Annotated in this window: 20 protein-coding genes and 1 tRNA gene; 11 read left to right on the plus strand and 10 right to left on the minus strand. The window is 46.0% G+C overall.

What is annotated here, in order from left to right:
* Positions 1–50: 50 nt before the first annotated feature.
* From ACR6A7_RS08255 to ACR6A7_RS08265, 3 genes are all read right to left on the minus strand, one after another.
* Positions 51–728 carry a MarC family NAAT transporter gene (locus ACR6A7_RS08255; RefSeq protein WP_434124346.1) on the minus strand — a complete coding sequence of 226 codons (678 nt, stop codon included), beginning with the start codon at positions 726–728 and terminating at the stop codon, positions 51–53.
* Between the two features lie 23 nt (positions 729–751).
* On the minus strand, positions 752–1387 hold the full coding sequence (locus ACR6A7_RS08260) for a hypothetical protein (RefSeq protein WP_033749355.1): 636 nt from the start codon (positions 1385–1387) through the stop codon (positions 752–754).
* Between the two features lie 94 nt (positions 1388–1481).
* The gene (locus ACR6A7_RS08265; protein WP_434124347.1) at positions 1482–1961 is read right to left on the minus strand and encodes a carboxymuconolactone decarboxylase family protein; all 480 of its coding nucleotides are present in this window, start codon (positions 1959–1961) and stop codon (positions 1482–1484) included.
* Positions 1962–2075: 114 nt separating this feature from the next.
* On the opposite strand from ACR6A7_RS08265, the gene pdxR reads away from it, so the two are divergent.
* The 5 genes from pdxR (at position 2076) to ACR6A7_RS08290 (ending at position 5757) form a co-directional block, all read left to right on the plus strand.
* The gene (gene pdxR / locus ACR6A7_RS08270; protein WP_434124348.1) at positions 2076–3461 is read left to right on the plus strand and encodes a MocR-like pyridoxine biosynthesis transcription factor PdxR; all 1386 of its coding nucleotides are present in this window, start codon (positions 2076–2078) and stop codon (positions 3459–3461) included.
* A gap of 404 nt (positions 3462–3865) precedes the next feature.
* A complete protein-coding gene (locus tag ACR6A7_RS08275; RefSeq protein WP_434124349.1) occupies positions 3866–4213 on the plus strand; it encodes a hypothetical protein in 348 nt (115 codons plus the stop codon).
* 341 nt (positions 4214–4554) lie between these two features.
* Positions 4555–4779, plus strand: a complete 225-nt coding sequence (locus tag ACR6A7_RS08280; protein WP_434124350.1) for a hypothetical protein — start codon at positions 4555–4557, stop codon at positions 4777–4779.
* A 404-nt stretch (positions 4780–5183) separates the two neighbouring features.
* Positions 5184–5540, plus strand: coding sequence for a hypothetical protein (locus ACR6A7_RS08285; RefSeq protein WP_434124351.1), 357 nt, complete (start codon positions 5184–5186; stop codon positions 5538–5540).
* Positions 5518–5757 (plus strand): hypothetical protein, encoded by a 240-nt coding sequence (locus ACR6A7_RS08290; protein WP_434124352.1) that lies wholly within the window; start codon positions 5518–5520, stop codon positions 5755–5757. The genes ACR6A7_RS08285 and ACR6A7_RS08290 overlap by 23 nt, the downstream gene beginning before the upstream one ends.
* 259 nt (positions 5758–6016) lie before the next feature.
* On the opposite strand, the gene ACR6A7_RS08295 is transcribed toward ACR6A7_RS08290, so the two are convergent.
* The 3 genes from ACR6A7_RS08295 to ACR6A7_RS08305 all read right to left on the minus strand — a co-directional run bounded on the left by ACR6A7_RS08295 (position 6017) and on the right by ACR6A7_RS08305 (position 8154).
* A complete protein-coding gene (locus ACR6A7_RS08295) occupies positions 6017–6538 on the minus strand; it encodes a YjjA family protein (protein ID WP_434124353.1) in 522 nt (173 codons plus the stop codon).
* A gap of 183 nt (positions 6539–6721) precedes the next feature.
* Complete coding sequence (locus ACR6A7_RS08300; protein WP_434124355.1) at positions 6722–7201, minus strand: Hcp family type VI secretion system effector; 480 nt, start codon at positions 7199–7201, stop codon at positions 6722–6724.
* A gap of 251 nt (positions 7202–7452) precedes the next feature.
* Entirely contained in the window at positions 7453–8154 is a 702-nt protein-coding gene (locus tag ACR6A7_RS08305; RefSeq protein WP_434124356.1) for a hypothetical protein, read from the minus strand.
* 623 nt (positions 8155–8777) lie between these two features.
* Between ACR6A7_RS08305 and ACR6A7_RS08310 the strand changes: the two genes are divergently transcribed.
* The 6 genes from ACR6A7_RS08310 to ACR6A7_RS08335 all read left to right on the plus strand — a co-directional run bounded on the left by ACR6A7_RS08310 (position 8778) and on the right by ACR6A7_RS08335 (position 19197).
* A tRNA-Leu gene (locus ACR6A7_RS08310) sits at positions 8778–8862 on the plus strand.
* A 496-nt stretch (positions 8863–9358) separates the two neighbouring features.
* Entirely contained in the window at positions 9359–11008 is a 1650-nt protein-coding gene (gene dptF, locus ACR6A7_RS08315) for a DNA phosphorothioation-dependent restriction protein DptF (protein ID WP_434124357.1), read from the plus strand.
* A gap of 4 nt (positions 11009–11012) precedes the next feature.
* Complete coding sequence (gene dptG, locus ACR6A7_RS08320; protein ID WP_434124358.1) at positions 11013–12335, plus strand: DNA phosphorothioation-dependent restriction protein DptG; 1323 nt, start codon at positions 11013–11015, stop codon at positions 12333–12335.
* Positions 12316–17397: a DNA phosphorothioation-dependent restriction protein DptH gene (dptH, locus tag ACR6A7_RS08325; RefSeq protein ID WP_434124359.1), complete on the plus strand. Its 5082-nt coding sequence runs from the start codon at positions 12316–12318 to the stop codon at positions 17395–17397. Before dptG ends, dptH begins: the two co-directional genes overlap by 20 nt.
* Positions 17398–17456: 59 nt before the next feature.
* Complete coding sequence (locus ACR6A7_RS08330; protein ID WP_434124361.1) at positions 17457–17981, plus strand: hypothetical protein; 525 nt, start codon at positions 17457–17459, stop codon at positions 17979–17981.
* A complete protein-coding gene (locus ACR6A7_RS08335) occupies positions 17974–19197 on the plus strand; it encodes a DGQHR domain-containing protein (protein ID WP_434124363.1) in 1224 nt (407 codons plus the stop codon). The genes ACR6A7_RS08330 and ACR6A7_RS08335 overlap by 8 nt, the downstream gene beginning before the upstream one ends.
* A gap of 55 nt (positions 19198–19252) precedes the next feature.
* Here ACR6A7_RS08335 and dndE read toward each other — a convergent pair whose 3' ends face one another.
* From dndE to dndB, 4 genes are read right to left on the minus strand one after another with little or no spacing between them, the layout of a single operon-like run.
* Positions 19253–19606: a DNA sulfur modification protein DndE gene (dndE, locus tag ACR6A7_RS08340; RefSeq protein WP_434124364.1), complete on the minus strand. Its 354-nt coding sequence runs from the start codon at positions 19604–19606 to the stop codon at positions 19253–19255.
* Positions 19606–21606, minus strand: coding sequence for a DNA sulfur modification protein DndD (dndD, locus tag ACR6A7_RS08345; protein WP_434124365.1), 2001 nt, complete (start codon positions 21604–21606; stop codon positions 19606–19608). Before dndD ends, dndE begins: the two co-directional genes overlap by 1 nt.
* A 1-nt stretch (position 21607) precedes the next feature.
* The gene (gene dndC, locus ACR6A7_RS08350) at positions 21608–23230 is read right to left on the minus strand and encodes a DNA phosphorothioation system sulfurtransferase DndC (RefSeq protein WP_434124367.1); all 1623 of its coding nucleotides are present in this window, start codon (positions 23228–23230) and stop codon (positions 21608–21610) included.
* Positions 23227–24312 carry a DNA sulfur modification protein DndB gene (gene dndB, locus ACR6A7_RS08355; RefSeq protein WP_434124369.1) on the minus strand — a complete coding sequence of 362 codons (1086 nt, stop codon included), beginning with the start codon at positions 24310–24312 and terminating at the stop codon, positions 23227–23229. The genes dndC and dndB overlap by 4 nt, the downstream gene beginning before the upstream one ends.
* Positions 24313–24763 lie beyond the last annotated feature (451 nt).

The following is a 24763-nucleotide window of genomic DNA, read 5'->3' on the forward strand; positions in this document are numbered from 1 at the left end:
TGCCTGATAGAACATATTGACCGCCTGATGTGCGCTCTTCGACATCGGCCTTAATGGAAGTTATGCGCCACTTCCAGCACGCCGTTAATCACAAACTGCACGCCCATACAGACCAGCAAAAAGCCCATCAGGCGCGAAATCGCCTCGATGCCGCCTTTCCCCACCAGCTTCATAATGCTGCCGGAACTGCGCAGCGCGACCCACAGGATCAGCGCCACCAGCAGAAAGGTGAGCGGCGGCGCGGCGGTAATCACCCACGCGGGAAAATCGACGCCGCTTTTCACCGTGGAGGCGGTGCTGATGATCATCGCGATGGTGCCGGGACCGGCAGTGCTCGGCATCGCCAGCGGCACAAAGGCGATATTGACCGGCTCCTGATGCGTGCTGCTGTTATCCAGCTCATCCTGCTTGTGCTGCGCCTCCACCGAGTGGCCGACCGGCTGCGCGGGAAACAGCATGCGAAAGCCGATAAAGGCGACGATCAGCCCGCCCGCAATGCGCAGGCCGGGGATCGAGATGCCAAAGGTATTGAGCACCGCGTTGCCCGCGTACCAGGCCACCATCATAATGGCGAATACATAGATGGAGGCCTGCAGCGCCTGACGGTTGCGCTCGCTGAAGTTCATCTCGCCCGCCAGCCCAAGGAACAGCGCCACGGTGGTGAGCGGGTTAGCGAGCGGCAGCAGCACGATCAGCCCTAATCCCACCGCTTCTAATAACGCCTGCATATGCGTCCTCTTCTGTCGCGGGATTAGTGTTTAGGCCGTTCCATCGCTTCCAGCAGCTCCGGGAAAAAATCTTCCAGCAGCTCGGGCGTCATCAGCTCTGGATAGCGCATCAGGTGCTCGCGGATGCGTTCGCTCAGCTCCGGGATCAGGCTCTGCGCGGCGGCGAGCGCGGTGATCTTCTTCTGCTTCACCAGGCGCAGCACGTCATCCGGCAGGCTGTCTTCGTCATCTTCCTCTTCCACCTCTTCCAGCGCGTCGAGATCGTCGAACATATCGAGCAGCGCCTCGATCTGCGGCGTGCGCGACACATACTGTTCCGGCTTCTCCTCCTCCAGATAGCGCAGCAGCGCGCGCACCGGCGAACCGTCCGGCGTGGCGGGCGGCGAGGAGGTAAACCACTCCAGCATCAGGTGGGTGCTGACGCGATGAACGTGATAGCCGTTATCCACCAGTTCGTCGGCGAGGATATCGGCAGTGTCGTGCTCAAGCAGGCAGATATGGGTGCGATTTGGGGTAAACTGTTCCAGCCACTGATAAATCTCTTCAATTACCGCATCGTCGTACTGAAAGTTTTTGCTCAGATAGCTGCCGTCCGGCTGGTGCACGGTCGCGAAAATGAGATCGGGATCGAAGTAAATCGCAATATTGATGCCTTTCATGCGTGCTGTCCTTTGTAGTGCAAAACGTCACTATAGCTTCAGGGCGCGCAGAAAAACATGGGGCAACCAGCAGCCTGCGCTGCTGGCGTTAAAATTAATGCAGTTCAGCGCGGTCCAGCCCGTAGGCGCTGTCGAGCGCGCCCGGCGCCATCTGCGACAGGATCTGCAGGCGGTTCCAGCTGTTGATCAGCGCGATGGCAAAGGCCAGCTCGCTGATCTCCACCTCGGAGAAGTGCTCGCGCAGCTCGCCGTAGAGCGCCTCGCTCACGCCCTGTTCGCCGAGGCGCGTCAGGGCTTCGGTCAGCGCCAGCGCCGCCTTCTCCCGCGCATTAAACAGCGGCGACTCGCGCCAGATGGCGACGTGATGCAGACGCAGCTCGCGCTCGCCGTCCAGCTTCGCCTCCTTCACATGCATATCAAGGCAGAACGCGCAGTGGTTGAGCTGTGAGGCGCGGACATCTATCAGATGCCTGAGCGTGGCGTCCAGCGAGGTTTTGCGTAGCGCCAGTGAGGCCTCGCCGAGGGCATTCGCCAGCGCCGGGACGGTTTTGAAGTGGTTAATGCGTAACGTCATGGGGGTTTCCTCCTGCAGAACGGTAATGGAAAGCGGTTAAAAACTGGAGGCATCATAGCCTTCTATGTCAGAGTAAAAAGGGCCATAAAACGTGAAAACAGGCAGGACATCGCGGTGGGATACAGAGAGATTTACGCGCGCTATCGTCAGCAGATCCAGGCGGGCGTGCTGAAGCCGGGCGACCGCGTGCCGGCGATCCGCGTGCTGGCCAGCGAGCTGCGCGTGGCGCGCAAAACGGTGGAGGCCGCTTATGAAATCCTTGTCGGCGAGGGCTACTTCGTCAGCGAGGGCGCGAAGGGCACGCGCGTCAACCCGGCGCTTACGCCTGTCACCAGAGAGGAGCCAGCGTGGCAGCCAGAGGAGAGCGACCTGCCGCTGCGCATTGAGCAGCGGGAGAGCAAGGGCGAGATGCGGCTCGGCGTTCCGTCGCTGGACGCCTTTCCGCTGAAGAAGTGGCTGCTGATTTCCGGCAAAGCGGCGCGCAGCCTGCGGCCGGATGAGATGCTGATGCCGCCGGTGATGGGCTATACGCCGCTGCGCGAGGCGATCGCCAGCTACCTCAACATCTCGCGCGGGCTCGACTGCCAGCCGGAGCAGATCTTTATCACCAGCGGCTATCGCGTCAACCTGCGGCTGATCCTGGCGGTGCTGGCGCAGGCGGGCGACAAGGTGCTGTTTGAGGATCCCGGCTACTTCTTCGGGCAGAAGCTGCTGAAGCGGATCGCGCCCAACCTGCACTATGTGCCGGTCGATCGCGACGGGATCGACGTCGATCATCTGCTGCGCTACCACGCCGACGCGCGCTTTGCGGTGGTGACGCCTACCCATCAGAGCCCGCTGGCGGTAACGCTGTCGCTGCCGCGCAAGCATCAGCTGCTGGCGTGGGCGCAGGAGAACGCGAGCTGGATTATCGAGGATGACTATGACGGAGAGTTTCACTACACGCGCAAGGTGATCCCGGCGTTAAAAAGCCTCGATACGCACGACCGGGTGATCTACACCGGCACCTTCAGTAAAACCATCATGCCCGCGATGCGCATCGGCTATCTGGTGATGCCCAGAGCGACGCTGGCGCGCTTTCGCGAGCTGGGCAAGATTCTGGAGAACGGCCTGCCGCTGCTGCCGCAGAAAATCCTCGCGCAGTTCCTCAGCGAAGGGCACTTCTACCGCCATATCAAAAAGATGCGCATTCTCTACCAGCAGCGGCGCCGCATGATGCTCGACGCGCTGCAGGCGTGCTTCCCGGATCTGTTTGAGTATCAGCTCAGCGACGGCGGCATGCATATCGTCGCCTTTCTGCGGCGCGGCATTCAGGATGTGGCGCTGGCGGAGGTGTGGCAGCGACATCAGCTGCGCGTGCTGCCGCTCTCCGGCTGGTATGTGCAGACGCAGAAGCGCTACGGGCTGGTGATTGGCTATACCAGTATTCGGTCGTATGAGCAGGCGCTGGCGCTGCTGCAGGGGGTGGAGGAGGAGACGAGGAGGGTAGCAGGGTATTAGGGCCGTGAAGAAATAAGCAGTAGCCAGGCGCCAGCAGCCGAATTATTAACGGTGACTTACTGGCTCCTTTAATTCAAATATCCCAGCACCGTAACTTCTCCGCGTTGTACTATCTGTGTTTAAAAGTCGCTGTGAAAAAATAGTGACGATTAACATTGTTTTTTCATGCGTGGAAAATAATGTGATTTACACCTCATTATTATGTGGGTTTAAAAAATTTATTAATTTAATTTGGAATATTTTAAAAGACACCAGAATTTTTTTTAGAAAACGCCAGTTTTTTCAGACAAATACTGCGCCTTTATGCGCGCCTGTGTTCTATTTGACCGCATGGCTATCTGTGAGTACGATAATCACGCAGCGCTGCTTACCTTTATGATGGATAATTATCAGGAGATTCGAATATGGAACTTTTGAATAAATCACAGCTTGTTAACGTTGCGGGTGCCAATGGGGGTGGTAACTATGAGTCCTTCAACAACCCTAACAATTATACCGGCCATACTCGCTATGGCGGACAAGGTGGTGGGTTTGTAGGAACAAATTCTGCTGGTCTAGATCTAGGCTCACTTATCGATGCGAATAAATGCGTTATTAGCATTGCTACTGGGATTTTTGCTGGTTCAAGTAACTGGGCAAGCGCAATTAAAGGTGGTTTAGCAGGAGCAATTACCGGCGGGTGTTTTTCAAACGGGAATGGTAATGGCGGCGGCTCAGGGAGCAATAACATTGGCGGACAATGCACGTGGTAGAGAAAGAAAGATTAGAGAAAGTTGCATTATACCCGGGATACTTTTAGCTGGGTTATTTTTATCATCGCTAAATATTTTGCCGAATGAATGGATGGCGATTATCCCATGTGGTATTGCGAAATTCTTTTTAATCTTACTTAGCTTTTATGGTGGCATATCTATCTTAAAAGATCTCACTATGTATTTTATGAGACTTTTAGACAAATAACTCATCAGCAAGGCCCGCCTCGACGGGCCTTTTTTATACCTAAAGCCGCCGTCGGCACTCACCGCGCATCCTGCGTATGGCTGGCGAGCGGCTTTTTTTAACTTCATCAGTCGCCCATACAGGCGAGCAGAGCATGCCGATTAGATTTATTGTTGCCTTTATGCGGCGCAGCCTTTCGGATGTGGCGCTGGCGGAGGTATGGCAGCGACATCAGCTGCGCGTGCCGCCGCTCTCCGGCGGGTATATGCAGGCGCAGAAGCGCTACGGGCTGGTGACTGGCTACATCAATATTCGGTTGTATGAGCAAGCGCTGCTGCAGGGCGTGGAGGAGGAGACGAGAAGGGTAGCGAGGCATTAGGGCCGTGAAGGAATAAGCTGTAACCCGGCACCAGCAACCGAATTATTAACGGTGACTTACTGGCTCCACTAATTTAAATATCTCAGCACAGCGACCTCTCCGCGTCGTACTATCTGTGTTTAAAAGTCGCTGTGAAAAAATAGTTACGATTAACATTATTTTTTCATGCGTGGAAAATAATGTGATTTACGCCTCGTTATTATGTGAATTTATAAAGTTAATTAATCCAGTTTGGAATATTTGCGAAATTACCGAGGGTTTTTTGAGAAAAACCTATTTATTTCAGATAAATACTGTGCCTTTTTAAATGCCTGCGTTTTATTTGACCGAATGTCTCTCTGTGAGTACGATAATCACGCAGCGCTGCTTACCTTCATGATGGATAATTATCAGGAGATTCGAATATGGAACTTTTGAATAAAGCACAGCTTGTTAACGTTGCGGGTGCCAACGGGGGTGGTAACTATGAGTCCTTCAACAACCCTAACAATTATACCGGCCATACTCGCTATGGCGGACAAGGTGGTGGGTTTGTAGGAACCAATTCTTGTGGCCTGGATTTGGGTTCTGTTCTTCATGATAACCCTTGTGCAGTTGGAATTATCGCTGGCGCTCTTTCTGGAGCCCCCTCAGTGCCCAATGCAATAAAAAATGGGCTAACAGGAGCCGTGACAGGTCAGTGTTTTTCAAACGGCAATGGCAATGGCAATGGCAACGGTGGCGGTTCGGGGCATAATTATGGCGCACAATGCACCTGGTAAAGAAAAAAGAATCAAATCTGCTTGCACCCTTCCAGGGATTCTTACAGCAGGTATGATCCTGACTTCAGTTGATATTTTCCCTCAAAATGGCTGGTTGGCCTGGTTGCCGCCGGGAATAGCAAGATTCTTAGTGGTTTTGTATTGTTTCTATGGGGGAATATCAATTTTTAAGGATCTGACTCTTTATTTTATGAGTGGATCGCGTGAAGAGAAATAACATCTGTCTACAGGCCCGCTTTAACGGGCCTTTTTTATACCCAATGCCGCCGCCAGCACCCACCGCGCGCCCTGCATATGGCTGGCGCGCAGCTGGTGAGCGATGTGACAGTAACTAAGACTCTCTCATCCGACTTCGCTGCGGGTAGCATGAGACAACAACCCCAGCAACATGGATGATGCAGAACCCGGATTACGGGGAGTGGCTGACAGCGGAAGAGAGAGGCGCGAGGGACAGCTCGCGCCCGTACAGCGGCGGATTACATGCCGATGTATTTTTTGCCCTGCTTCAATACGACGTCGCAGGCTTTGGTTTTCAGCTTCTCGCCCATCGGCGAGTTGCTCAGGCTTTGCAGATTCAGCTGCTGGCCGTTGCCGGTGTTAAGCAGGCCGGCGATGCCCTGCTGGTAGTCGGTGTTCTGGGTCTGCGCCGTCTGGGTGCTCAGACCGAGCTTGTCCAGTACCTGCTCTTTCACCGACTTCACGTTGTTATCCACCACGTTGTGCTGCACGCAGTACTGCATCACGCCTGCGGCGTTGGTCATGCTGTTGGCGCTGACCGCCTTGTCGCCGCCGTTCAGCAGGCCCGTTAGCGAGCCGAGCGACAGTCCGCCGTTCTGCGCGGTACTGTTGGTCGCACTGGTGTTGCTGTTGTTCTGCTGGCTGAGCTGCGACGCCGCGCTGCTCAGCTGATCCTGCCAGCTTGTCGCCGATGCGCTGCCTGCCAGCAGCAGCGCGCTGAACCCCATCCCCAAAATTGTGCCTAGCGTGGTTTTATTCATTTTACCCTCGTTAATGTTCAACCTGCGCGCGATGCATTGCTGCGCCAGTTTTGCTAAGAGGAACATGGGGTGAGAAAGTTCCGAGTGCGGGAGGTGAGAAGGGGGAGAATCGGAGGATTCTGTAGGGGGAGGGTTGTGGCTGTCGCAGCATAGCGGGGACAGTGATGAAGGTGTCGCAGCTATTCATGCTCTGACCAGATTATTCCAGGTGTCGCGATAAATAATATTACCCTCGGTATATTTCCAGGTAATCGACTCGTAACGCAGTTCAATATTTTCAAGATGCGTACTGACCTGTCCGCCAGGGCGTAAAACGGGTGAGATAGTGGTTATCTTTACGTTATCCAGTACGATATTGAAATATTCACTCTCAACACCAGCATCGATGATGCGGTACATTCTTATCATAGCTTTCTTTAAGGTGCGGCCTTCACAGAGCGCACGAAAAAGGACGGGGGTCGTTTGATCAAATTCCTTTTGTATTACTACGGGTGAATGCACTCGGGTAGCAGTGAGCTTTCCCCAGTGTGGGTCGACAGGAATGGTGACGTTATGGGATAGCGATTTCAGTTCTATGGAGCCGGTGCGAGAGGGTATCAAGCAGCCACCGCTCACAGGAGAGCCGTTTTCATCAGTGAGCCACAGGTGAGCGGGTGTTGACATAGTGAAGTCCTTTTTGTCGAAAAAAGCCAGCAAAGCGATTAAATACATATCAAAGCAAATTTACTTAACTGGCGGCCACAGAAAATACGCTAAGCAAACCATAGCAATCCAAAAAGCTATGGTAAGAGAAATCATATAATCAGGAAAAAAGTTAACAGCGAAAAAAAAGAATATTATTGTCATGATGCCAGGAAACCATGACCAGAATGTGAGCTGCATTTCAACTTTTAGCAGCCTCTTTAAAAAGTTAATCATGGAAACCTCACCAGTTTGTAAATAACATCCGCAACTTCATTATCAGATAACCATTGCTGCCGCAAAGCCCGCGCATTTAAAAATCTATCCTCAATAAGAAAGAACATCATCTCAAGCTCAAGGATATAGAGGGCCTGGTAATAATCTGGGTGCAATATTTTCAAACGGTTTGCGCTCTCTGCAGCTTCCTGAACGATACTGTAGACGCCTGTAATCGATGCTGCTGCCCCCAACGTGCTTCCAGCAAAGCGGCTAAGCGGCAGACTGACATTTAGTGACATGCATACAGTCATGGCAACACCAGTTGCAAGTGCTCTGCTGGTTAATGTACTCGTTGCGATATGTATATTAAATTGCATCAGCATGCGCTTAATATTTTGTAGTTGTCGAGAGTCACGGCCGTCAAAAACAAATTCAAAATAGGCCTCGAGCATTTCTGTGAAAATTTCTTTTTTCTTGAGGAGGTGATAGATACCTGCAAAAAAGCGTTGGTCTTCAACCTTCTGCTCTGTGCACTTATCATAGAAATCCGTTGTAAAACATGAGCCATAATTTATCAGGCGTGTCATTCCTGCATCAATTTTGCCAACCTGTTCTTCAACAGCATCACGGACACCCGCGACGGCCCGATCTAATGCTTTGGCCGAGAGGATGTTATTATCCTGCATTTCCTTAATTATTCTTTCGCTATGATACATCCTTTATCTCTTTACTTAACGCTACTGGCCTATATTTCAGGTGCGCTTAGTTTTTCTGCTTCAAGATTACGCAAAATCAGCATGGGGAGATCATAAATAGAGAAATAAAATCGTTGTGAAAAAGGATGGCTTGTAAGAGTGCTTTTTTCTTTCTGTTGTCGTAAAGTTGTTTCATTGTGGATTTTATTTTTATAAGTAAAACCTTCCTGTAATTAATGTGGACGCTCGGGGGAGGGGAAGTATTCAATTAAGTAAAGCAGTAATGAGAAAGCCGGGGTAAAATTATCCAGATGCCACGGCAATGCTTCTGGCTAACAATGGAAGAGAGTGCTTCGCGAAAAGGGATATCAATAGTGCAAGTTTTTATGTGTGGCGCCATCATGCCTGCTGAGATAAGAGGGCATGGCTTCCTTGCCTGTACTGTTAGTCCGCGTTTCGCTTTTTTGAAAAGGCGTTGTAAGCACCTGCTCATAGCGTCACGCATTTAGACAAGACTTCAACCTTTTGAGCGCCTTACTGGTAGGTGATGTTTTTTTCAACGTTTAGCGTGCAGGGTTGGTGATTCCGGTTGCGCGGCTGGTGGGTAAGGGTATAATCCTCAGCGTTTTCCGCATCCCTTCCGTGCCGGAGTGGCGAAATCGGTAGACGCAGTTGATTCAAAATCAACCGTAGAAATACGTGCCGGTTCGAGTCCGGCCTTCGGCACCACGGAAAAGAGAAAAGTCGCTTATAGGCGGCTTTTTTTGTGTCTAAAATCCAGTTTTCGCAAGGCCTTAAGCCATTTTTCTTGCAACAAAATCTTTCTAAGCTAACTCATCTTAAGTTGGTTGTGTATGTGTAACCCATCATATATACCGAGTGGGTAATGGCAATAACCTCAACTATCCCTTAGAAAGACAACTTTTATAGCTATGGAAGTTATGTATGAGATAGCAATAATTTCAATATTATTAAAGAGATATCTTCACGTCTATTTAGATTTGCATCGTAATGCAGTATAAAAGGATTGTACAAGAACATACTGTCAGTTTCTGTTAGTCAGGCTTAACAGTGCTAGATTGCCATAAATTCATAATCTAGATGTCCGTATCTTGGTTTATCTTGATTTTTTATAAAATCCTAGTGTCTCTGGGGGGCTCTATATGGTGATCAGCTGTTGGTTTGTTATAGAATAAGGTATCCTTACATTAGAGATCGTGAAGTTATGAGCGCAATAACATTACGTAAAGCTTTAGGTGTGCTTGCAAAATCATCCTCGTATTCTGTTACTACCGAGACTCATCGGCAGAGGGATGTCTTCGATGGGTTAAAAGAACAACTCTTTGTTAAACAAGATATTGAAGAAGAGCTGCAGCGCTATTTAGATACAGCTGCCCTAGGCGAAATCATTTTTCTATGTGGAAGTAGTGGCGATGGGAAATCAGAAATTTTAACCCGCCTTAAATCAAATTCACGTTATCAACAAAGGTTTGTTTTTCACCTAGATGCAACACATAGCTTTGCGCCTCAACAATCTGCAATTGATGCATTGAATGACTTGTTTGCAAATCATCATACCCAATCATCCCCGCTTCTCATCGGTATCAACACCGGGATGCTGGCCAACTTTGCTAGAGAAGGTGCTGACAGCCACAAGACTATTCGCGCTGCTATTGACTCCTTCTTATCAGAGCAACAAGAAGGTGACCGTCCTTACCGCAGTGGGAATTGTATTTTCTTCGATTTCGAACATTATCCGAAATTCGAGTTTGACGAAAAGCAGGAATACTCCCCTTTTATCAAAAAATTATTAAATCAGTTAACAGCCAATGACGATAAAAATCTTTTCTATACGATTTATCAACGCGATGAGTCAGTAGGGAATGATTTAAAAATCGTTGCTAACTTTAAACTGCTTTGTATGCCCGGCGTTCAGAATGTTTTAATAACCCAGCTATTTAAGTCACGATTAATAAAAGATCAATTTGTTACTACAAGAGCATTATTGGATTTTTTGCATCACTTATTGACTGGGCCAGAATATCTTTTTGATAATCTATTTAATGGTGTAGAAAATGATTTAATAAAAAAGATTTCTGATTTTGATCCTGCCAGATTGCATACATACGAAATTGATCAATTCATTTTACGATATGAGCTTGGGTTAGTTGATCCTGAACTGGATGATTTTCTGGGTACGCTTACGCATTTACATCTTACATTTGATCGCCAAAGCGTTAAGCTAGGAGATGCAGCCTCATTGATTCGACTTTTCTGGCTTTTACAACATGAGTCGTTGGGGAATAATTATCACCAAAAATTTTTGGCGTTTTTTAAAGAGTCTTTGTTCGAACATTATTCCGACGTTTGGCATCTGCATAAAAATTACACCGCAGACCTTGAACAGAAAAGATTACTGAACCGGTTTTATTCTTTTGAACTTATAGCGGGTATTCAGCGCTACGCAAACCGTAAAGCACCAGAATTAAGTACGCAAAAAGAAGAATTTTTTTTAGGCGAATTTGGCGGCGTTAAAATTACCGCGCCAGTCGCACTGAAACCAGATTGGGACGCCATTCTTAAGAAAAACACGGCCCATCCAACCTGTTTTGACGTTTACTTAAAAGTGGGGCAAAACTCACTGGATCCTGTTCGTATCGGGCTTAATTTATTTGAGTTGTTACGCAAATTGAATAACGGCTATCGCCCAAATAAATATGATAAAAGCGCGATTGTATTACTGGATGAAATCGTTGAATTGATTGCGGAACAGGCCAAATCTAGCCGTGAAATTAAATTTTATGATGGTTCACAGCGAGTTTACAGCGCAAGAGCGGACGACGACATGATCACCATTAGCGGCATGGAGGGGTAACATCATGAACCCCATTGCATCTACGTTAAAAGTAGGCAACAACCAGCTAGATAGTTATCTGCCGGTGCGTAATAAAAACAATAATATTGACTGGCAAATCGTCACCGGTCTGGTACTAAGTTATGCCCTGAAGCGTAAAATTGACTCTTACAATATTGAGCAGTTTCGTGAGGACTGCAAAGCGCACCTGCAAACATTAATTGATGAACCATCCTTCTGGCCTGTGCTGGAACGAATGTATTTTTCCAATCAGGACATCTTTCGAGTCTCTCCACTTTTTTTACTGTTTCATGCTCAGTTTGATGGTGAAAAGATAAACGCAGGCTCCACGGCAGATAAACGTCTTGGAACGCTGTTTGCTAACCTAATGAGGGAGTTCAGTCTGGATTATCCGATACAGGACAAGCTTAACTTTATCGAACAGCAAATGCTGAATAAGCTCAATGAGAAAGTAAAATTGCTGGGGGAAGGTCCGTTTGCCGAAGAACAACCTTACCTGCCTTATATGGTAACTTGCTTCCAGTCCGATATGGCCTTTCTGGCCGATCATCCGCAATATCTTTTGCAGGAATTGACCAATACCCTGCGTTTGTATGCTTTTAGCTGGTGCGCTCAACTGGCGCTCAATCTTGATAACTGGCGGGACGGCGAACCACAAAGTAAATCGCTTTTTTTTATTCTTGATACCGAAAAAGCTAGTTCAGAGCGGGACCAGATAAAACGCTTCGGCTATAAGTGGTTCGCCAGCCAAAGTGAAAAACTTTTCCCGATACTCTCAGCTCTGGAGGTATTGCAATGGGGTAGAGGCGCGAAAAAGCGTCCATTGTGGCAAGTCTATCAGGATGCCTTGAATGATTCAGAGCCTACTTCACAGACATTAAATGACCTTAACAAGTATGTGCAGGAATTTATTGCGGATCGCCAACTCACTGCTCGCGAGCGAGCCACAAACCTGGACGAAGCTTTCCAGCAGCTATTATCTGTTGCAGTTGAACAATTTCAGGGTAAGAAATCCGAACGCGCCTCAGTAAATCGCAAATACATTAACGAACTAGAGAGCCAGATTTGTACTGACTTCATTCAGGTGCGTGGCCGAGCGGGGAAAGTGCTGGTGCTGAATCAGGATCGGTTGTTGTTACTGACCAATCTTACCGTAGGTAAAAACAAAAAACTCCGGTTGCATGAACTGCTGCGCGGTTTCGAGCAACGCGGATTTTATCTGGATAACCAGTCTACACAGATGCTGGTAGCGTTTTATGAACGCATGGGGAACGTGGAACGAATGAGTGACAGTGGAGACGCCGTATATGTCCGTAAAACAGTATGAAACCTATCTAGCGGAAAGTTTCATTACATGGGTTAGCAGCACCATCCAGCCAGGCGAACGCTACCAGTTTAAATCTCCTGATCCTGACAATGCCTTAAAGCTCTGGGAGGCTTTCGAGTCCTTGGCTGATGGAAACATACTAGAGATTGCCCCAGAACAGCATCTTTCTTACGTATCATGTAACGGTGTTCAGCTTATTCCGGTATTGCACGGCAATACCGCGCTCACATTTACGGAAAACTATATTTCCCATTTGCGGGATCAGGTTTCCGGCCGCAATGGAATCTTTGCCCAGACTGCGTTGTTGATTATTCATAACAGTATGCTGGATACTTTGCTCAATAGTACCAAGGATGTCGCTGCTCCTGGTGCTATCTGGCATCCCGAAACCTTTTGTCATCAACTCGAAAAATTAATCACCACAGACAGTGCCCATTCACAAGTATCCCGTTGTTTGCTGGGTGATCAGTTGACAACAATATTGGATGAAGGAGCAACCGTATTTGGTTTTTCATCGTTATATCGTCTGCTAGACGACGGTAACCTTGATTTCTCTGAGTTAAAACTATTCAACGATAGTCATCTATTAAGTTTTAGCGGTAAACAGCTTCGCTCCCGGTTAAATGAAAACCAGAAACTATATCGTCAGATAGAGGACAGTATCGAGCGTTACAGTGGGCAACTGGAGAACGTGCTAACTGAGTTCAGTACCAAATTTATTCAGGAACATTTTGTTGATAAAGACGACTGGCGCGAGCTTGATTTCTCTGTCTACCAGGATGAGAAAGCGCACAACAGTGAACAAAAACTTGTACTGGAAAACATCTGCGTTGTAAACGGCGAAGTCTGGCAAAGAGCCAAAAGCGCCAGTAAAGCGGGTAAGCGTGATATTAGTGTTCTGGTACTGATACAGCCGGGACAATCGCAGGTCGAACTAGAATTCAGCTTTCAAAGCAACGACCTTCAGGATGACCAGATAAAAATTGCTCATCATCGCCGGTTACAGAAAGAGCCTTTTTGGCGCACCAGTCGGGCTGGGGGAAAATCCTCCCGGATAATGGCGTCAGTACCTTTTGACGGCAAACCCTGCTTTTTTAGCCTCGAAATAGTCAACCGCAATAACTCGGCAGAGGAGTATAAGTTTCGTCTGTTGCTAGTTGAACAAGGACAATTTTGGCTGAATGATATCCAGCATTGTTATCGTATTGAACCGGGTAAAGACCAACTGACGTTGCAGCTGGAAGATAACACGTTACGCATTGCGGAAACTGGCGACCAGACCTGTACGCTGGATGAAGAGAGCGAAGATATTGACTGTCGGCAGTATGCTCGGGTGAATTTTGAAAGGCTGGCGAACCAAAGTGAGTTAATTAAATTTGCGCTGATTTCTGGTGATTCTCGTCTGCTGTTCAACATAGAAGGGCCAGGGGCTGAGGAAGGGTTAACACTGCCGCTGCTTTTTGATCAGAGTCGCTTCAATAAGCTTTTTAAAGAAGATAGCAATGCGACCTGGAACCGGATGAAAGGACGCGTAATTCTGGATAACACCGAGCACAACGTGGTCGGTGTGCGTCAGCAGTTACTGATGCTAGAAGCCTCATTAATTGAGCAGAATCTGCTTGGTACAGGCAATGACAATAGCGTATTTGCGCTGGATGAACTTTATACTAGCTATCCTGACCTCCATAATGCCTATCGCCAACTATTAGCTTACTATCAGCTCCGTAACACCTTGCCGAGCTTAGTGTCGTGGTCAGCGGAATATCGTGCGTTGGTCAGTCATGTCCTTGATATATTTGAACAGGCATTACAACAAATTGGGCTGAGCAGGACGCTGGCACCTCAGGAGAAACGGCTGCTACATCTAGGTATTTGCTGTGGCGAGATGCATGAACGCTTATCGCCATTGCATCCGTTGGTATTGGCCTATCATCTACAGCTAGCTGAAACCATCATTGCAGAGCCAGAGCAACCTACATTAGCGTCCTTTGCCTCATTACCGCCGATTACTCTCAATCGTTTGATCGCCTCTGGCTTAATGCCGTTCGTGTACCATAGTGAACATGAGTACGCACAGCTACAGCCGGTCGCGGAAAACCGCTTCTGGATTGACATAATTCCCCAGCGGCAGATGAGCCATGACTATGTTAAACGGCTGGTCAAAGACAAACTCAACGAATTTACTGATGCTTATTCTCGGTTGTTCCAGAGTAGCGGACACAACGCGCTGATCATCAATGCCATTAATCAGGGCAATGCCAGAGAACTGTTCCTTGGGTTGGTGGAATATTTTAAACAGGAAAAAGAAAGCGCAATTTCAGTGCATGTTAACTGCTACGATGAACGCCTGCTGCCTAATGCGTTTGACCATTTTGCCGAAAGCGGCAGCTATGAGCAGCTTAAAAGCGATCTTGATCTGAACAGCGGCGCATGGCGTGCTGAGGCCGATATGCTGATTGATTTGCTGCGCAGCCGCTTAACGTTCAGTAAATTTGTTCTGCCGCAAGAAAGTGACAAACTGGCCTATGCCCATCTGGCATTTTTTACTAATACCACACCCGTTGATTGCCGTCAGATACGTATTGAAGACGCCGCGAGCGGGGTATTATGCCATGGGCTTATTGCTGGTGAAGGGGCGGAAACCCAAGGCGATGCCTACTTTACTGCTTTTGGTTTACGTAATGTCGATACTGAACCTTACCGCACTCTGCGCCTTGCCCGCTTGCTGGGCGGTTTGTGGCAACCGGCGCGCCAGAGTAACAGCCAGTATCATGGTCAGGGAATTAGCCTGGCCGTAAGCGGCAACTTTAAGCAGTTGCTCGACTACTCTTATGACAGCTCGCTCTGGACCACAATTATCGATCCTAAGGTCACACTCGATTTCTTTACCAGTCAAAAAGATGTTGTGCTAATTCATTACTCTGATCAGTACACCAGTTGCGCAGGTTATGACGCCGTAACCGTCACGAAACAGGTTGAGTTGTTCTTACGTCTGCTTCAGACAGGAAATCACACCAGACAACCCAACGTTGATAGCCAGCAATTACTTGCTGAATTTAATGCCTTTAACGGTGAGTGGCTGCTGAAAATGCTGCGTTCTGGTGAGAAAGAGCGCAAAGAGAAACATGGCATTATTGGCGCTTATAAATTCGTGCAGTCTATGCTGCATCAGTCCGATATATGCTGGATTCCGCTATCGGTGGCCGAGATGATCCGCGTATCTGGTAACGTCGGACTGAGAATGAAAGAAAGCGATTTATCTCGCCACTTACAGGGTTATCAAAACGGGGCAATCTCGGACGATGTGCTTTTTGTAGGTTTCAAAGATAACAACCTCTATCTGTTGCCACTTGAAGTAAAAACAGGTGCTCGTCCCGATTACAACTATGCGGGGAAGCAGGCTCGCGAGCTAAAACGCTATTTACAGCAAGATATTCTTGGGCAGCAAACTCTGGCATCACAGCTATACCGGTCACTTTTTATTCGTCAGGTATTAATGCAGGTAGAGAAGTTGCGTCTGTATGGCGTGCTGGATAACAATAAACTATCCCCTCTGCTGGAACGACGCGAATGGTGGCTCACCGGCGACTATCAGTTGGGTGAACTTACCGACTATGCTGATGGCTTTGTGGTTGCGCACGTAGATAGTGAGAGCTGTTTTGATATCTCATATAAAGAGACTGCAGAGAAAATCTTACAAATCGAAATTCCTTACTCAATACTCTCATCGTTAATTGCCGCACAAGGAGATCAACCTCCATTGGCTGAACGCTATCGGGTACCGGAAAAATATCAGTTAAAACCTGTGTGTGATATCAGTGCGTCACAACCAATACAAGTGACAACACCTACTGAGCCAGAACCTGTTTCTGAACCGGAGTTCTCACAACCTGAGGTATCAGCACTGACGCTCAATAATGTCAGCAATACACCATTAAAGATCTTGTTTGGACATGATGCTGTGCGCCAGAGTCCACTGTACTGGGAGCCAACTAACACTGCGAAGTTCATGAATACCAATACTGGTATTATTGGAACAATGGGGACCGGGAAAACCCAGTTTACTAAATCGCTAGTAACTCAACTGATGCGCAATCAGTCCTGCAACGTTGATGGTAAACCGATTGGCTTGCTGATCTTCGACTACAAATCTGACTATGTGGATGATGCATTTCTGGAAGCTACAGGCGCCAAGAAATATCAGCTATCGTTGTTACCTTATAATCCGTTATCGTTATTTGGTGATATGCCCATGCTACCGAGGCATACAGCAATGGCGTTCGCGGAAACGATGGGCAAAGCGTATAACCTTGGCGTAAAACAACGCATGAAGCTGGTTACGCTAATAATGGAGTGCTATGACTTAGCTGGAATAGTGCCTCATGATAGATCAACATGGAATCGCGTAGCACCGACTATTGAAGATGTGTGGCAGCAGTACCTGGCACAAGAGAAAGTCGACGAAGATTCATTATATGCTGCGCTTTATAATCTGGCAGGCTTCCAGATTTTTGAAACGGATCCAGAGAAGATGACCAGCTTGTACGATCTGGTTGATGGCGTCACAGTTATTGAACTAGCTGGTTATCCATCAGAGATTCAAAATCTGGTAGTTGCGCTGACGCTGGACCTGTTTTATGCACAGATGCAAAAGCGCGGCAAACCGAAGGTGCAAGGGGATTATCGCCAGCTAACTAAAATGATTCTGGTTGATGAAGCCGATAACTTTATGCGGCAGGATTTTGCGAGCCTACGTAAAATTCTTAAAGAAGGCCGCGAATATGGAGTCGGGGCAATCCTGTCAACACAAGAAATTACCCACTTTAAAACAGGCGAGAATAATTATGCTTCTTATATTCTGACTTGGGTAATTCATCGAGTTTCTGAGATCAAGAATTCTGATATCAAGGCCGTATTTAACATTGATGATAAAGGCGAGCAGGAGTCTCTGATGGGGCAGATTAGGCAACTTGAGAAGCATTTTAGTTTATATATTGATGGAGATAAGCAAGTGAAAAAGATGCGTGACAAAGCATTTTGGGAGTTGATTTATGGACAATGAATTATTTCACCCTGCATATAGGGCTGCCTCTTGTCTTTTTTATGTAAAGGAGGCTAACTATGGGAAAGGTGAGGCATAATCCATGGGGAGGAGTATTTAAAGAATTATGGATGCGAATTGTTAATACATTTAACAGTATCTCATTTATTGCATTTTTTTTTGCAGGGATACTTTTTGTCGGAGGTGTTGGATTATGGCTACCCTATTTGTCTGCTATAATTTCAGGGGATAAAAATGCATCATTTTTTGAGAGCGTAAATGTCTTTACTTATTCGTTCGCTATACTTGGGACGTTATGCGTTGATGTAATCTTAAATAATCAAAAATCGACAAAAGATTTCTTAGGTTTAGGGATGATATTTGGACTTGTCGCCCTTATTTTCTGTGTTATAGGATACTTGACAACAAAGACAGGAAGTTCGTACTTATTAAACTTCGGCACCTTTATTACATTACTTATATTTATATGCGCTAATGTAAATGATGACAAGTTTGATAATGAAACGTCCCGAATGGAGCCCGGCCCGACAGGATATCAAAAGGCTACTCTATCAAATATTAAAGATGGTGAAAAAAATGAATAAATTCCCCATGAAGTTGCCAGCAATCAAAATAGAACAACCGTTAGGGGATTTTTATGTCGTATCAATTCCTGCTGAGGTTTTGCTGAAAGTTTGCTATACAATTCGAGCGGAAATATTAGATGGCTACGAAGATGAATCTATTTCCCATGTAGGTACATTTATAAGTAAACTGGTTGGAAATCAGAGGGTTACAACAAGGTCAAGGCTTGATGAAATAAAGAGGTATACTGAAACTGTAGATGCTAGCTTTCCAAATTCAATTATTTTAGGTGTAAACTATTCTAGCGATGGAACTTTGGTAACAGATGAAGCTGAGCGCTGGGATATAGAACAGAAAGAAAATGGCTTTTATTATCTCACTATCCCTACAGAAGAGAAATTAGCTTCTATCATAGATGGGCAACACCGAGTGTTTGGATTCACTAATTCTAACTGTAAAAGCATGGAGTTGTTATGCTCGGTTTATTTAGATCTCCCCTTAGCTTATCATGGTAAAATTTTCACAAATATAAATATTAACCAAAGGAGAGTGGATAAAAACCTAGCTTATAATTTATTTCAATTTGATATGGAACAGGGTGAGTCATCATCTTGGTCACCAGAGACTCTTGCAGTTTACTTCACTAGAGTTTTATCAGAGGATGAAAATTCCCCGCTGAAAGGTAAAATAAAATTAGGCGTAGTTAATGGTAGCTCAAACTCAACCATATCAATGGCATCAATAATTGATGGAATACTATCATTAATTACAAACAACCCCAGAGCTGACAGAGATACATTGCAAACAAAAAAAGTTTCTGAAGGTCGTAATAGAAACATGCTTTTGAGTATGACATCTAAAGCCCCTCTTAGAGAATTATACATCAGCAATAAAGATAAAACATTATTTGATATTGTTCTAAATTTCCTTAAAGCCATCGTCAATCATCTGTGGGAATTTGATGTTTTCAAGAAAACATTAGGTATGCAAGCATGTTTTGACTTTCTTAGAAATATTTGTGAAAAGGATGGTTATTTACATTGTGACATTAATGGTCTATTAAAAAAAGCTTCCACTGTTAATTATAATGACCCATTTTTCGGTGTTCAATCAAAATTAAGAGTTAGGATTAGAAATACACTACTTGTTGCGTCCGGAATAAAGACGATTAGTGATTTGAATATAAAAAATGATGCAGAAAATTCAGAGTATAAACGATTGCTAAAAGATATATAAATAATAGCGCAATGCCGACTTTTATTTTGGCATTGCGCTTATAGTAGGGTTTTATTTATATAGCTTTAACCATTGATATTAGTGTGCGATAATTTCTTAATCCTGCAATTCCATCCTCAACATGCGCCGCCCACGCTTTAATCAATGTCTTCTGTTCTAAATGAGGGTAAAGCATCTTCAGCACCAGTTCCGTAGTCTGCAATGTTTCTCCCAACCACGTAATCTTATCCAACACCAGCGTACCATCCAGTTTGTTACTATCCCGTTCAGGCAAATAAAGAAACTCACTCTCCACCGAGCGGAAAAATGCCAGTCGAGCAGCAATATTAGGAGTGATCCCTGTATACACTTTTAACTTCTTAAGCTGGTCTTCAGTCTGACGACTCAGTACCATTCGATTTGGGAGCATCAGATGGCCTCTTTAGTTAATTCCCAGAAATATCCGGGTTTTAGAGCCGATGATTTAGTATGCGCATTAAACACAATTTCATAAGCATGAGAGATATCATCACGCAACTGATCAACAAAATAACGCTCATCTACTTCAGTATCAGTGGAGAGCAAAACAACCTGATGGCTGGCTTCAGGGAAGTAGTGGTTAATCAATTTATCCCGATGCTGAGAATCCAGACGTCCCAATGGTGTATCAATGATCACCGGTAAGTTACGACCAGAGGTTTTCGCTAGCGCTTCAAGAATGGCAATTGCATAAATCTGCTTTTCACCAGCAGAAAGTAACTTCCGGTTAATTACTGAGCCATTCTCATCAATCAACTCCACATCAAACGTTTGAGGATTGATATGTGCGCTAAGTTGTAAATCCTCTTTACGAGCCAACTTACGGTAAGCAAGCTCAAAGTTTGTAGACAGCGTTTTAACTCGAGCCTGAGTTAATACATCACTGTAGCGATCGAGTAAATTTATCGTTTCTTGGGCATTTTGAAATGCACTACTGTAACTGTGCTGATAACGAGCAGCATCATGCGCTTTTTGTATTTGACGAACACAATCCAACTGCTGCTGTTTAATGCGCTTAGCATCTTCCAGCAATGATCGATATTTCTGCAATTGGGCTTCACGCTGCCTATCCAGATCACGTAATTTCTCAAAAAGATCCATCAACTGATCATCTTCAGGGGCACGGGCAATATTAGCAGCTGCTTGTTCTAACTGCTTTTCAGTCTCAGATAACTGCGTGCGATAAAGCTCAAAACGCTGCCATGCTCTCTTACTGTCTATCTCTATGGACTGTTGAAGCATACCCGCTTCACGCTCAGAGATATCAAAGAGCAAATCGCCTTTGGGTTTTGTTGCCATGTAATCTTGTAGATTATCAGTGATCGCTTCAGCGGCTATTTTACCAGTGCCAGCTGAACGAAATGCAATATCATTTCTGAGTTGGGTTAAAAACTGGCTCAGCTCTTTTTCAAAGCTTTTCGCTTGTTTAATCTGCATTTCATCGGCAATTTTTTGTAGCAAACGAGACAAAATATTGGGCGCAAGCGCATAAGGTAGCGAGCCATCACATTCTTGCCTCAATGCTTTTTCAAGATTTTCTTTATCTTTTAAAAGTGTGTCAACTTTCTGCTTTTCCTGCGCTTTAGTCTGGGCAAACGCGCCACCCTGAGCATTTAGTAGGCCTTCATAACGGATTATATCTTTAGAAAGAAAATCCATTCGTGTTTTGGCAAAATCGGCGCTTTCAAGTAATGCTTCTGTCTGGCAGGCTAATTCCTTACTTTGTTTTTCAAGCTTTTCAATCTGCTGTTGCTGAATATCCGATAACTGGCTGGATTGCTGGCGCTTAACAAAAATCATTAAGTCATTACGCAGTTTGGATATCAGATCGAGACCCAATAAACGGCGCACAGCAGTGCGCAGAATATTGCCGGATTCATCTTCCGCCAGTTCAGCAATTTTCTCGCCGTCAAAAAAGAAAAGATCGGCAATGCCATGCGGGATTAATTCATTCAGAAAACCTTGGCACTGATCGTAATCCAACTCACTAAGTGGTTGTCCATCCTGTTGCAGTGAAAGTCGATCTTTCTTGCCCTTTTTCCAGGCTCGGGTAACAGTAAATTCCGCTTCATGACCTTCCTTATTATAGGTAAAGGTCAGTTCGACAGAAGCTTCTTCCCGTGGCTCAATATAGCTTGCTCCGTTGTGAATTAACGAACTGAGCTGCTCGATATAATCCTGCTGTTGCGTTGCAAGACCAAATGCCAGCCGACCATACAGTGCTAAACGAATTGCCGACAGGATCGATGTTTTTCCTGCACCGTTTAAACCGCCGAAAAGAACAATCGGTCGGGGATTCGAATCGCGGGGACGCTGTCTTGGAGCCAAATCAATGGTATGTGTACCATTAAATACCCTAAAATTATTTAATACCAGTTGTTTGATAAGCATGTTAATTCTCCTCTCCAATAAGTACCGAGGATTCACTGGCATCAACGATCCTGCGCTGTAAAACTTGAAGTTCAGTTTCCAACTTCGTGATTTCTTCCTGATGAATATCCCGTTCGTTGCGTTTTTGAAGCGTTACTTGTTGTTGCTGGATTTCTTCAAGAGTGCCCCAGTCCTGCTTCAAAATCGTGCCGAGTTTTTCAAAGATCCCCTGACGACGGCTTAATCCTTCCATTGAGACTTCCAGCTCAATAAGTTTCATTACCATTTCAGGAACAACATTAAATCCCTGTGCTATTTGCGCGAGTAAGTCTGCATCACTGGCATCAAAGCGGGACTGATCGTCAACCACCCAGTCTAAATCCCGCTGATACACTTCACGGTAAATACTAGGCAGTGTGTCATACCAGTCTGGTTCATTAGGATCTTTCAGCCACTCCTGACGAATCGCATGTAGCTCCGGCTCGGTAATCAACGTAATAGTATGACCTTGAGCATTCAAATCACGCTCAATCTTCAATAACTCTCTCAGCCACTCCTGACGGTATTTTAGCCAGTAAGGACCTGGAACATGTTTACGCTCAGCGCCTGGTTCATCACTTTCTTTAGCGTACTGATAACTCACTTTGCCTGTACGACGTTTGTAATTACGATAAGTGTCTTTATTCACCGGGTCGGTGGTAAAGGCTAACAGGTCGCGATATTTCAACAGCGGAGACATCCATTCTTCTCCACTTTTAATCAGACTTTCCATCGCTTTATCTTTAGTTACAACTGTACAAGTCCAGCAGCCAAAACGAGAATTTCCGCATGACGGGGTACTTTCATCGATAACAAGTGGGCATTCGCCTTGTGCAGAAGAATCCATATAAAGCGTCCATAGAGGACGGTTGTTTCCGCCCCATGGGCTTTCCCACTCGTTGATATCTTCAGGGGCATAGCGGAACGCGCCGCGCAGTAGCTTCCAGACGTCTTCTACATCCCATGTATCAATAGGGGTATAGATAAATGCGTTTGCTAGCGTGGTATGCCGGGCCAGGCGCGAGCCATCGATTTTGTGTTTTGCAATTACTTGGGCACGGGAGGCACTTTCGCTGCTACGTGAACCGAGAACCACAATAACTTCATCAAACTGGCTGACCTTATCTTTAATAAAGTCACTAACCGGGTTGATCTTCATACGTTCAGTACACCAACGGAAGCTACGGGTTGGGGCTGGATAACCTTTCCCAAGCAAATTTACCCAGAAGGTTTCGTTGGTTTTGGGCGTTACTGCATGTTGAGTTATTGGCAGGCCGTTACGCTTTGCACCCGCCTCGATCTGAAGCATTGTTTTCTTAATCAAATCTACAACTACTGGAGTTTCAACCAACGTATCGGACGAGACCAAAAAAACATCTTTACTGCGCATTGCCGGGGGTAAGCCGAGTAATGCCAGATACACCAGCGTGATCACTGCGGAAGAATCTTTTCCTCCACTGTAGCCAATAACCCACGGACGTTTATCTGCGCAGTAAATTCTTTGTACTTCAGCAACAAATTCGGCTAAGGGACGCCCAGCGAACTGTTCCTGATTAATAAAATCTTCATATTCAGCCAGATCGAAGGCCTGAACTAATTTACTCATAAGGTAACCATTTGAGTTTCAAGCTCCTGTTCTTCAGGAGTGAGGGGAATTGAAAGTGCGGTCTTTAATGCATTGCACGTAAGTTGGATTGCCGAACTGGTTTTACTCAGCTTACCGTGCTGCATTGCGCGCTTTATCAGATCTGGATTGTTTCTGCGCCAGTTAAAGGTTTTGAGGGCAGCGATTTTCTCTGGCCAGTGCTCAGGATAGTTTGCCAGCAGGCAATGCCCTAGTTGTCCGAGCGCCTGTAAAGCAATACCGTGAGCATGCACGTAATCCTGGCGTAGCTGAACAGGTGACACCTCTTTTTTAGCGGCTAGCTGCCAGTCTGGCATGACATTAAAAATAGCTTTCCAGTAGTTTGCTGCGAGTTGAGTGCACTCTTCAAAATTTTCTTCTTTGGGATCTTTACCCAGTAGTGCACGAGTTGCCTGCTTGATGCTACTCAAAGTAAACAATTTATTGGAACGTTGGCTGATACCTGATTTTTCAAGCTCGGTCATCCCGATAAACGGTTCAACAGACATAGCCAGATAACGCGCCAGACTAGAGCTAGCATCACGGTGATCGTAGAGTGATGACAGTGAAGGACTAGGACGTATTGCGTATTTGTTCAGATCGGCAAACATTTGCTGACTGCGTTTTAATCCCTCATCAACAAAAAACAGGACTGGAATGTTATCCTGCCCAAGTTCCGGACGAGCATCCAAAGCGTCTTCAATCGCCTTACGACGATGCTGACCATCGTTGATCAAGATCTGTGCATCCATCGGAACGGATAGTGTTCCCAGATTGTTAGACCCAGGAAACTCATCAAACTGAACGTCAACCGCGATGGAAGCTGTTAATGCAGAGAAAACATAATCTTTAGGGTTTTCAAGCAAGTACCTTACCATTTCTGGTATACGCGATTTGTTCAAGGTGCGCTGTGCACGTAGCTCTGGAGGAACGTCATTTTCATCAAAACTGAATATCTTAGGGATGATGCGCATTGGGCAGGTAGCGATATAAAAAGGGCGCCCCGCCTGAATGCCACGTATAGCCGGGAACGAGTAGCAGTAAGCTGCATCAATACTAGCCATAATCTAATCCGTACAAGTTTTATCCAAAATATACGTGATATTTTACGTAATACCTGTGCGGATTTACAGCCTTTTGACGTAAAAATTTGCGTACAAGATTCCATTTTGAAGTCAATACTTTCTATAAAATGAAAAAAATTCTTCAAATTCAAAGGTCATATACAGTTTTGAACCCTCGCAAAAAGCACCAATACCAAAAGTAAAGCAAAAAAAATTGCGTAACTGGCATCTTAAAATATTAAAATTTACTTAAGTTAATCAAAGGGATGAGTTCGTATTAATCATAAGCCTATAATTTGGAAGCGATGTTCTCAGGTGAAAAACCTTTGTGTCAATGTAAAGAAGGAGATTTTGTATGGTGTTAAGTTTCTCCTAATCCCATTCCCGCATACCCTTTCCCCAACTTCTTCTAAAAACCCCTTGCGATAACATATAGCGCTTCACTATTTCC

Source organism: Pantoea phyllosphaerae (assembly GCF_051025595.1).
In the GTDB taxonomy this organism is placed as follows: domain Bacteria; phylum Pseudomonadota; class Gammaproteobacteria; order Enterobacterales; family Enterobacteriaceae; genus Pantoea.

Excerpts from the sequence above, each read along its gene's own strand:
- ACR6A7_RS08280 (WP_434124350.1), top strand. The coding sequence starts at position 4,555 with ATGCCGATTAGATTTATTGTTGCCTTTATGCGGCGCAGCCTTTCGGAT.
- ACR6A7_RS08305 (WP_434124356.1), bottom strand. The coding sequence starts at position 8,154 with ATGTATCATAGCGAAAGAATAATTAAGGAAATGCAGGATAATAACATC.
- ACR6A7_RS08330 (WP_434124361.1), top strand. The coding sequence starts at position 17,457 with ATGGGAAAGGTGAGGCATAATCCATGGGGAGGAGTATTTAAAGAATTA.
- dptG (WP_434124358.1), top strand. The coding sequence starts at position 11,013 with ATGAACCCCATTGCATCTACGTTAAAAGTAGGCAACAACCAGCTAGAT.
- ACR6A7_RS08260 (WP_033749355.1), bottom strand. The coding sequence starts at position 1,387 with ATGAAAGGCATCAATATTGCGATTTACTTCGATCCCGATCTCATTTTC.
- ACR6A7_RS08300 (WP_434124355.1), bottom strand. The coding sequence starts at position 7,201 with ATGTCAACACCCGCTCACCTGTGGCTCACTGATGAAAACGGCTCTCCT.
- ACR6A7_RS08290 (WP_434124352.1), top strand. The coding sequence starts at position 5,518 with ATGGCGCACAATGCACCTGGTAAAGAAAAAAGAATCAAATCTGCTTGC.
- ACR6A7_RS08275 (WP_434124349.1), top strand. The coding sequence starts at position 3,866 with ATGGAACTTTTGAATAAATCACAGCTTGTTAACGTTGCGGGTGCCAAT.
- dndC (WP_434124367.1), bottom strand. The coding sequence starts at position 23,230 with ATGAGTAAATTAGTTCAGGCCTTCGATCTGGCTGAATATGAAGATTTT.
- ACR6A7_RS08285 (WP_434124351.1), top strand. The coding sequence starts at position 5,184 with ATGGAACTTTTGAATAAAGCACAGCTTGTTAACGTTGCGGGTGCCAAC.
- dptF (WP_434124357.1), top strand. The coding sequence starts at position 9,359 with ATGAGCGCAATAACATTACGTAAAGCTTTAGGTGTGCTTGCAAAATCA.
- ACR6A7_RS08265 (WP_434124347.1), bottom strand. The coding sequence starts at position 1,961 with ATGACGTTACGCATTAACCACTTCAAAACCGTCCCGGCGCTGGCGAAT.
- ACR6A7_RS08295 (WP_434124353.1), bottom strand. The coding sequence starts at position 6,538 with ATGAATAAAACCACGCTAGGCACAATTTTGGGGATGGGGTTCAGCGCG.
- ACR6A7_RS08255 (WP_434124346.1), bottom strand. The coding sequence starts at position 728 with ATGCAGGCGTTATTAGAAGCGGTGGGATTAGGGCTGATCGTGCTGCTG.
- dndB (WP_434124369.1), bottom strand. The coding sequence starts at position 24,312 with ATGGCTAGTATTGATGCAGCTTACTGCTACTCGTTCCCGGCTATACGT.
- dndD (WP_434124365.1), bottom strand. The coding sequence starts at position 21,606 with ATGCTTATCAAACAACTGGTATTAAATAATTTTAGGGTATTTAATGGT.
- dndE (WP_434124364.1), bottom strand. The coding sequence starts at position 19,606 with ATGCTCCCAAATCGAATGGTACTGAGTCGTCAGACTGAAGACCAGCTT.
- dptH (WP_434124359.1), top strand. The coding sequence starts at position 12,316 with ATGTCCGTAAAACAGTATGAAACCTATCTAGCGGAAAGTTTCATTACA.
- ACR6A7_RS08335 (WP_434124363.1), top strand. The coding sequence starts at position 17,974 with ATGAATAAATTCCCCATGAAGTTGCCAGCAATCAAAATAGAACAACCG.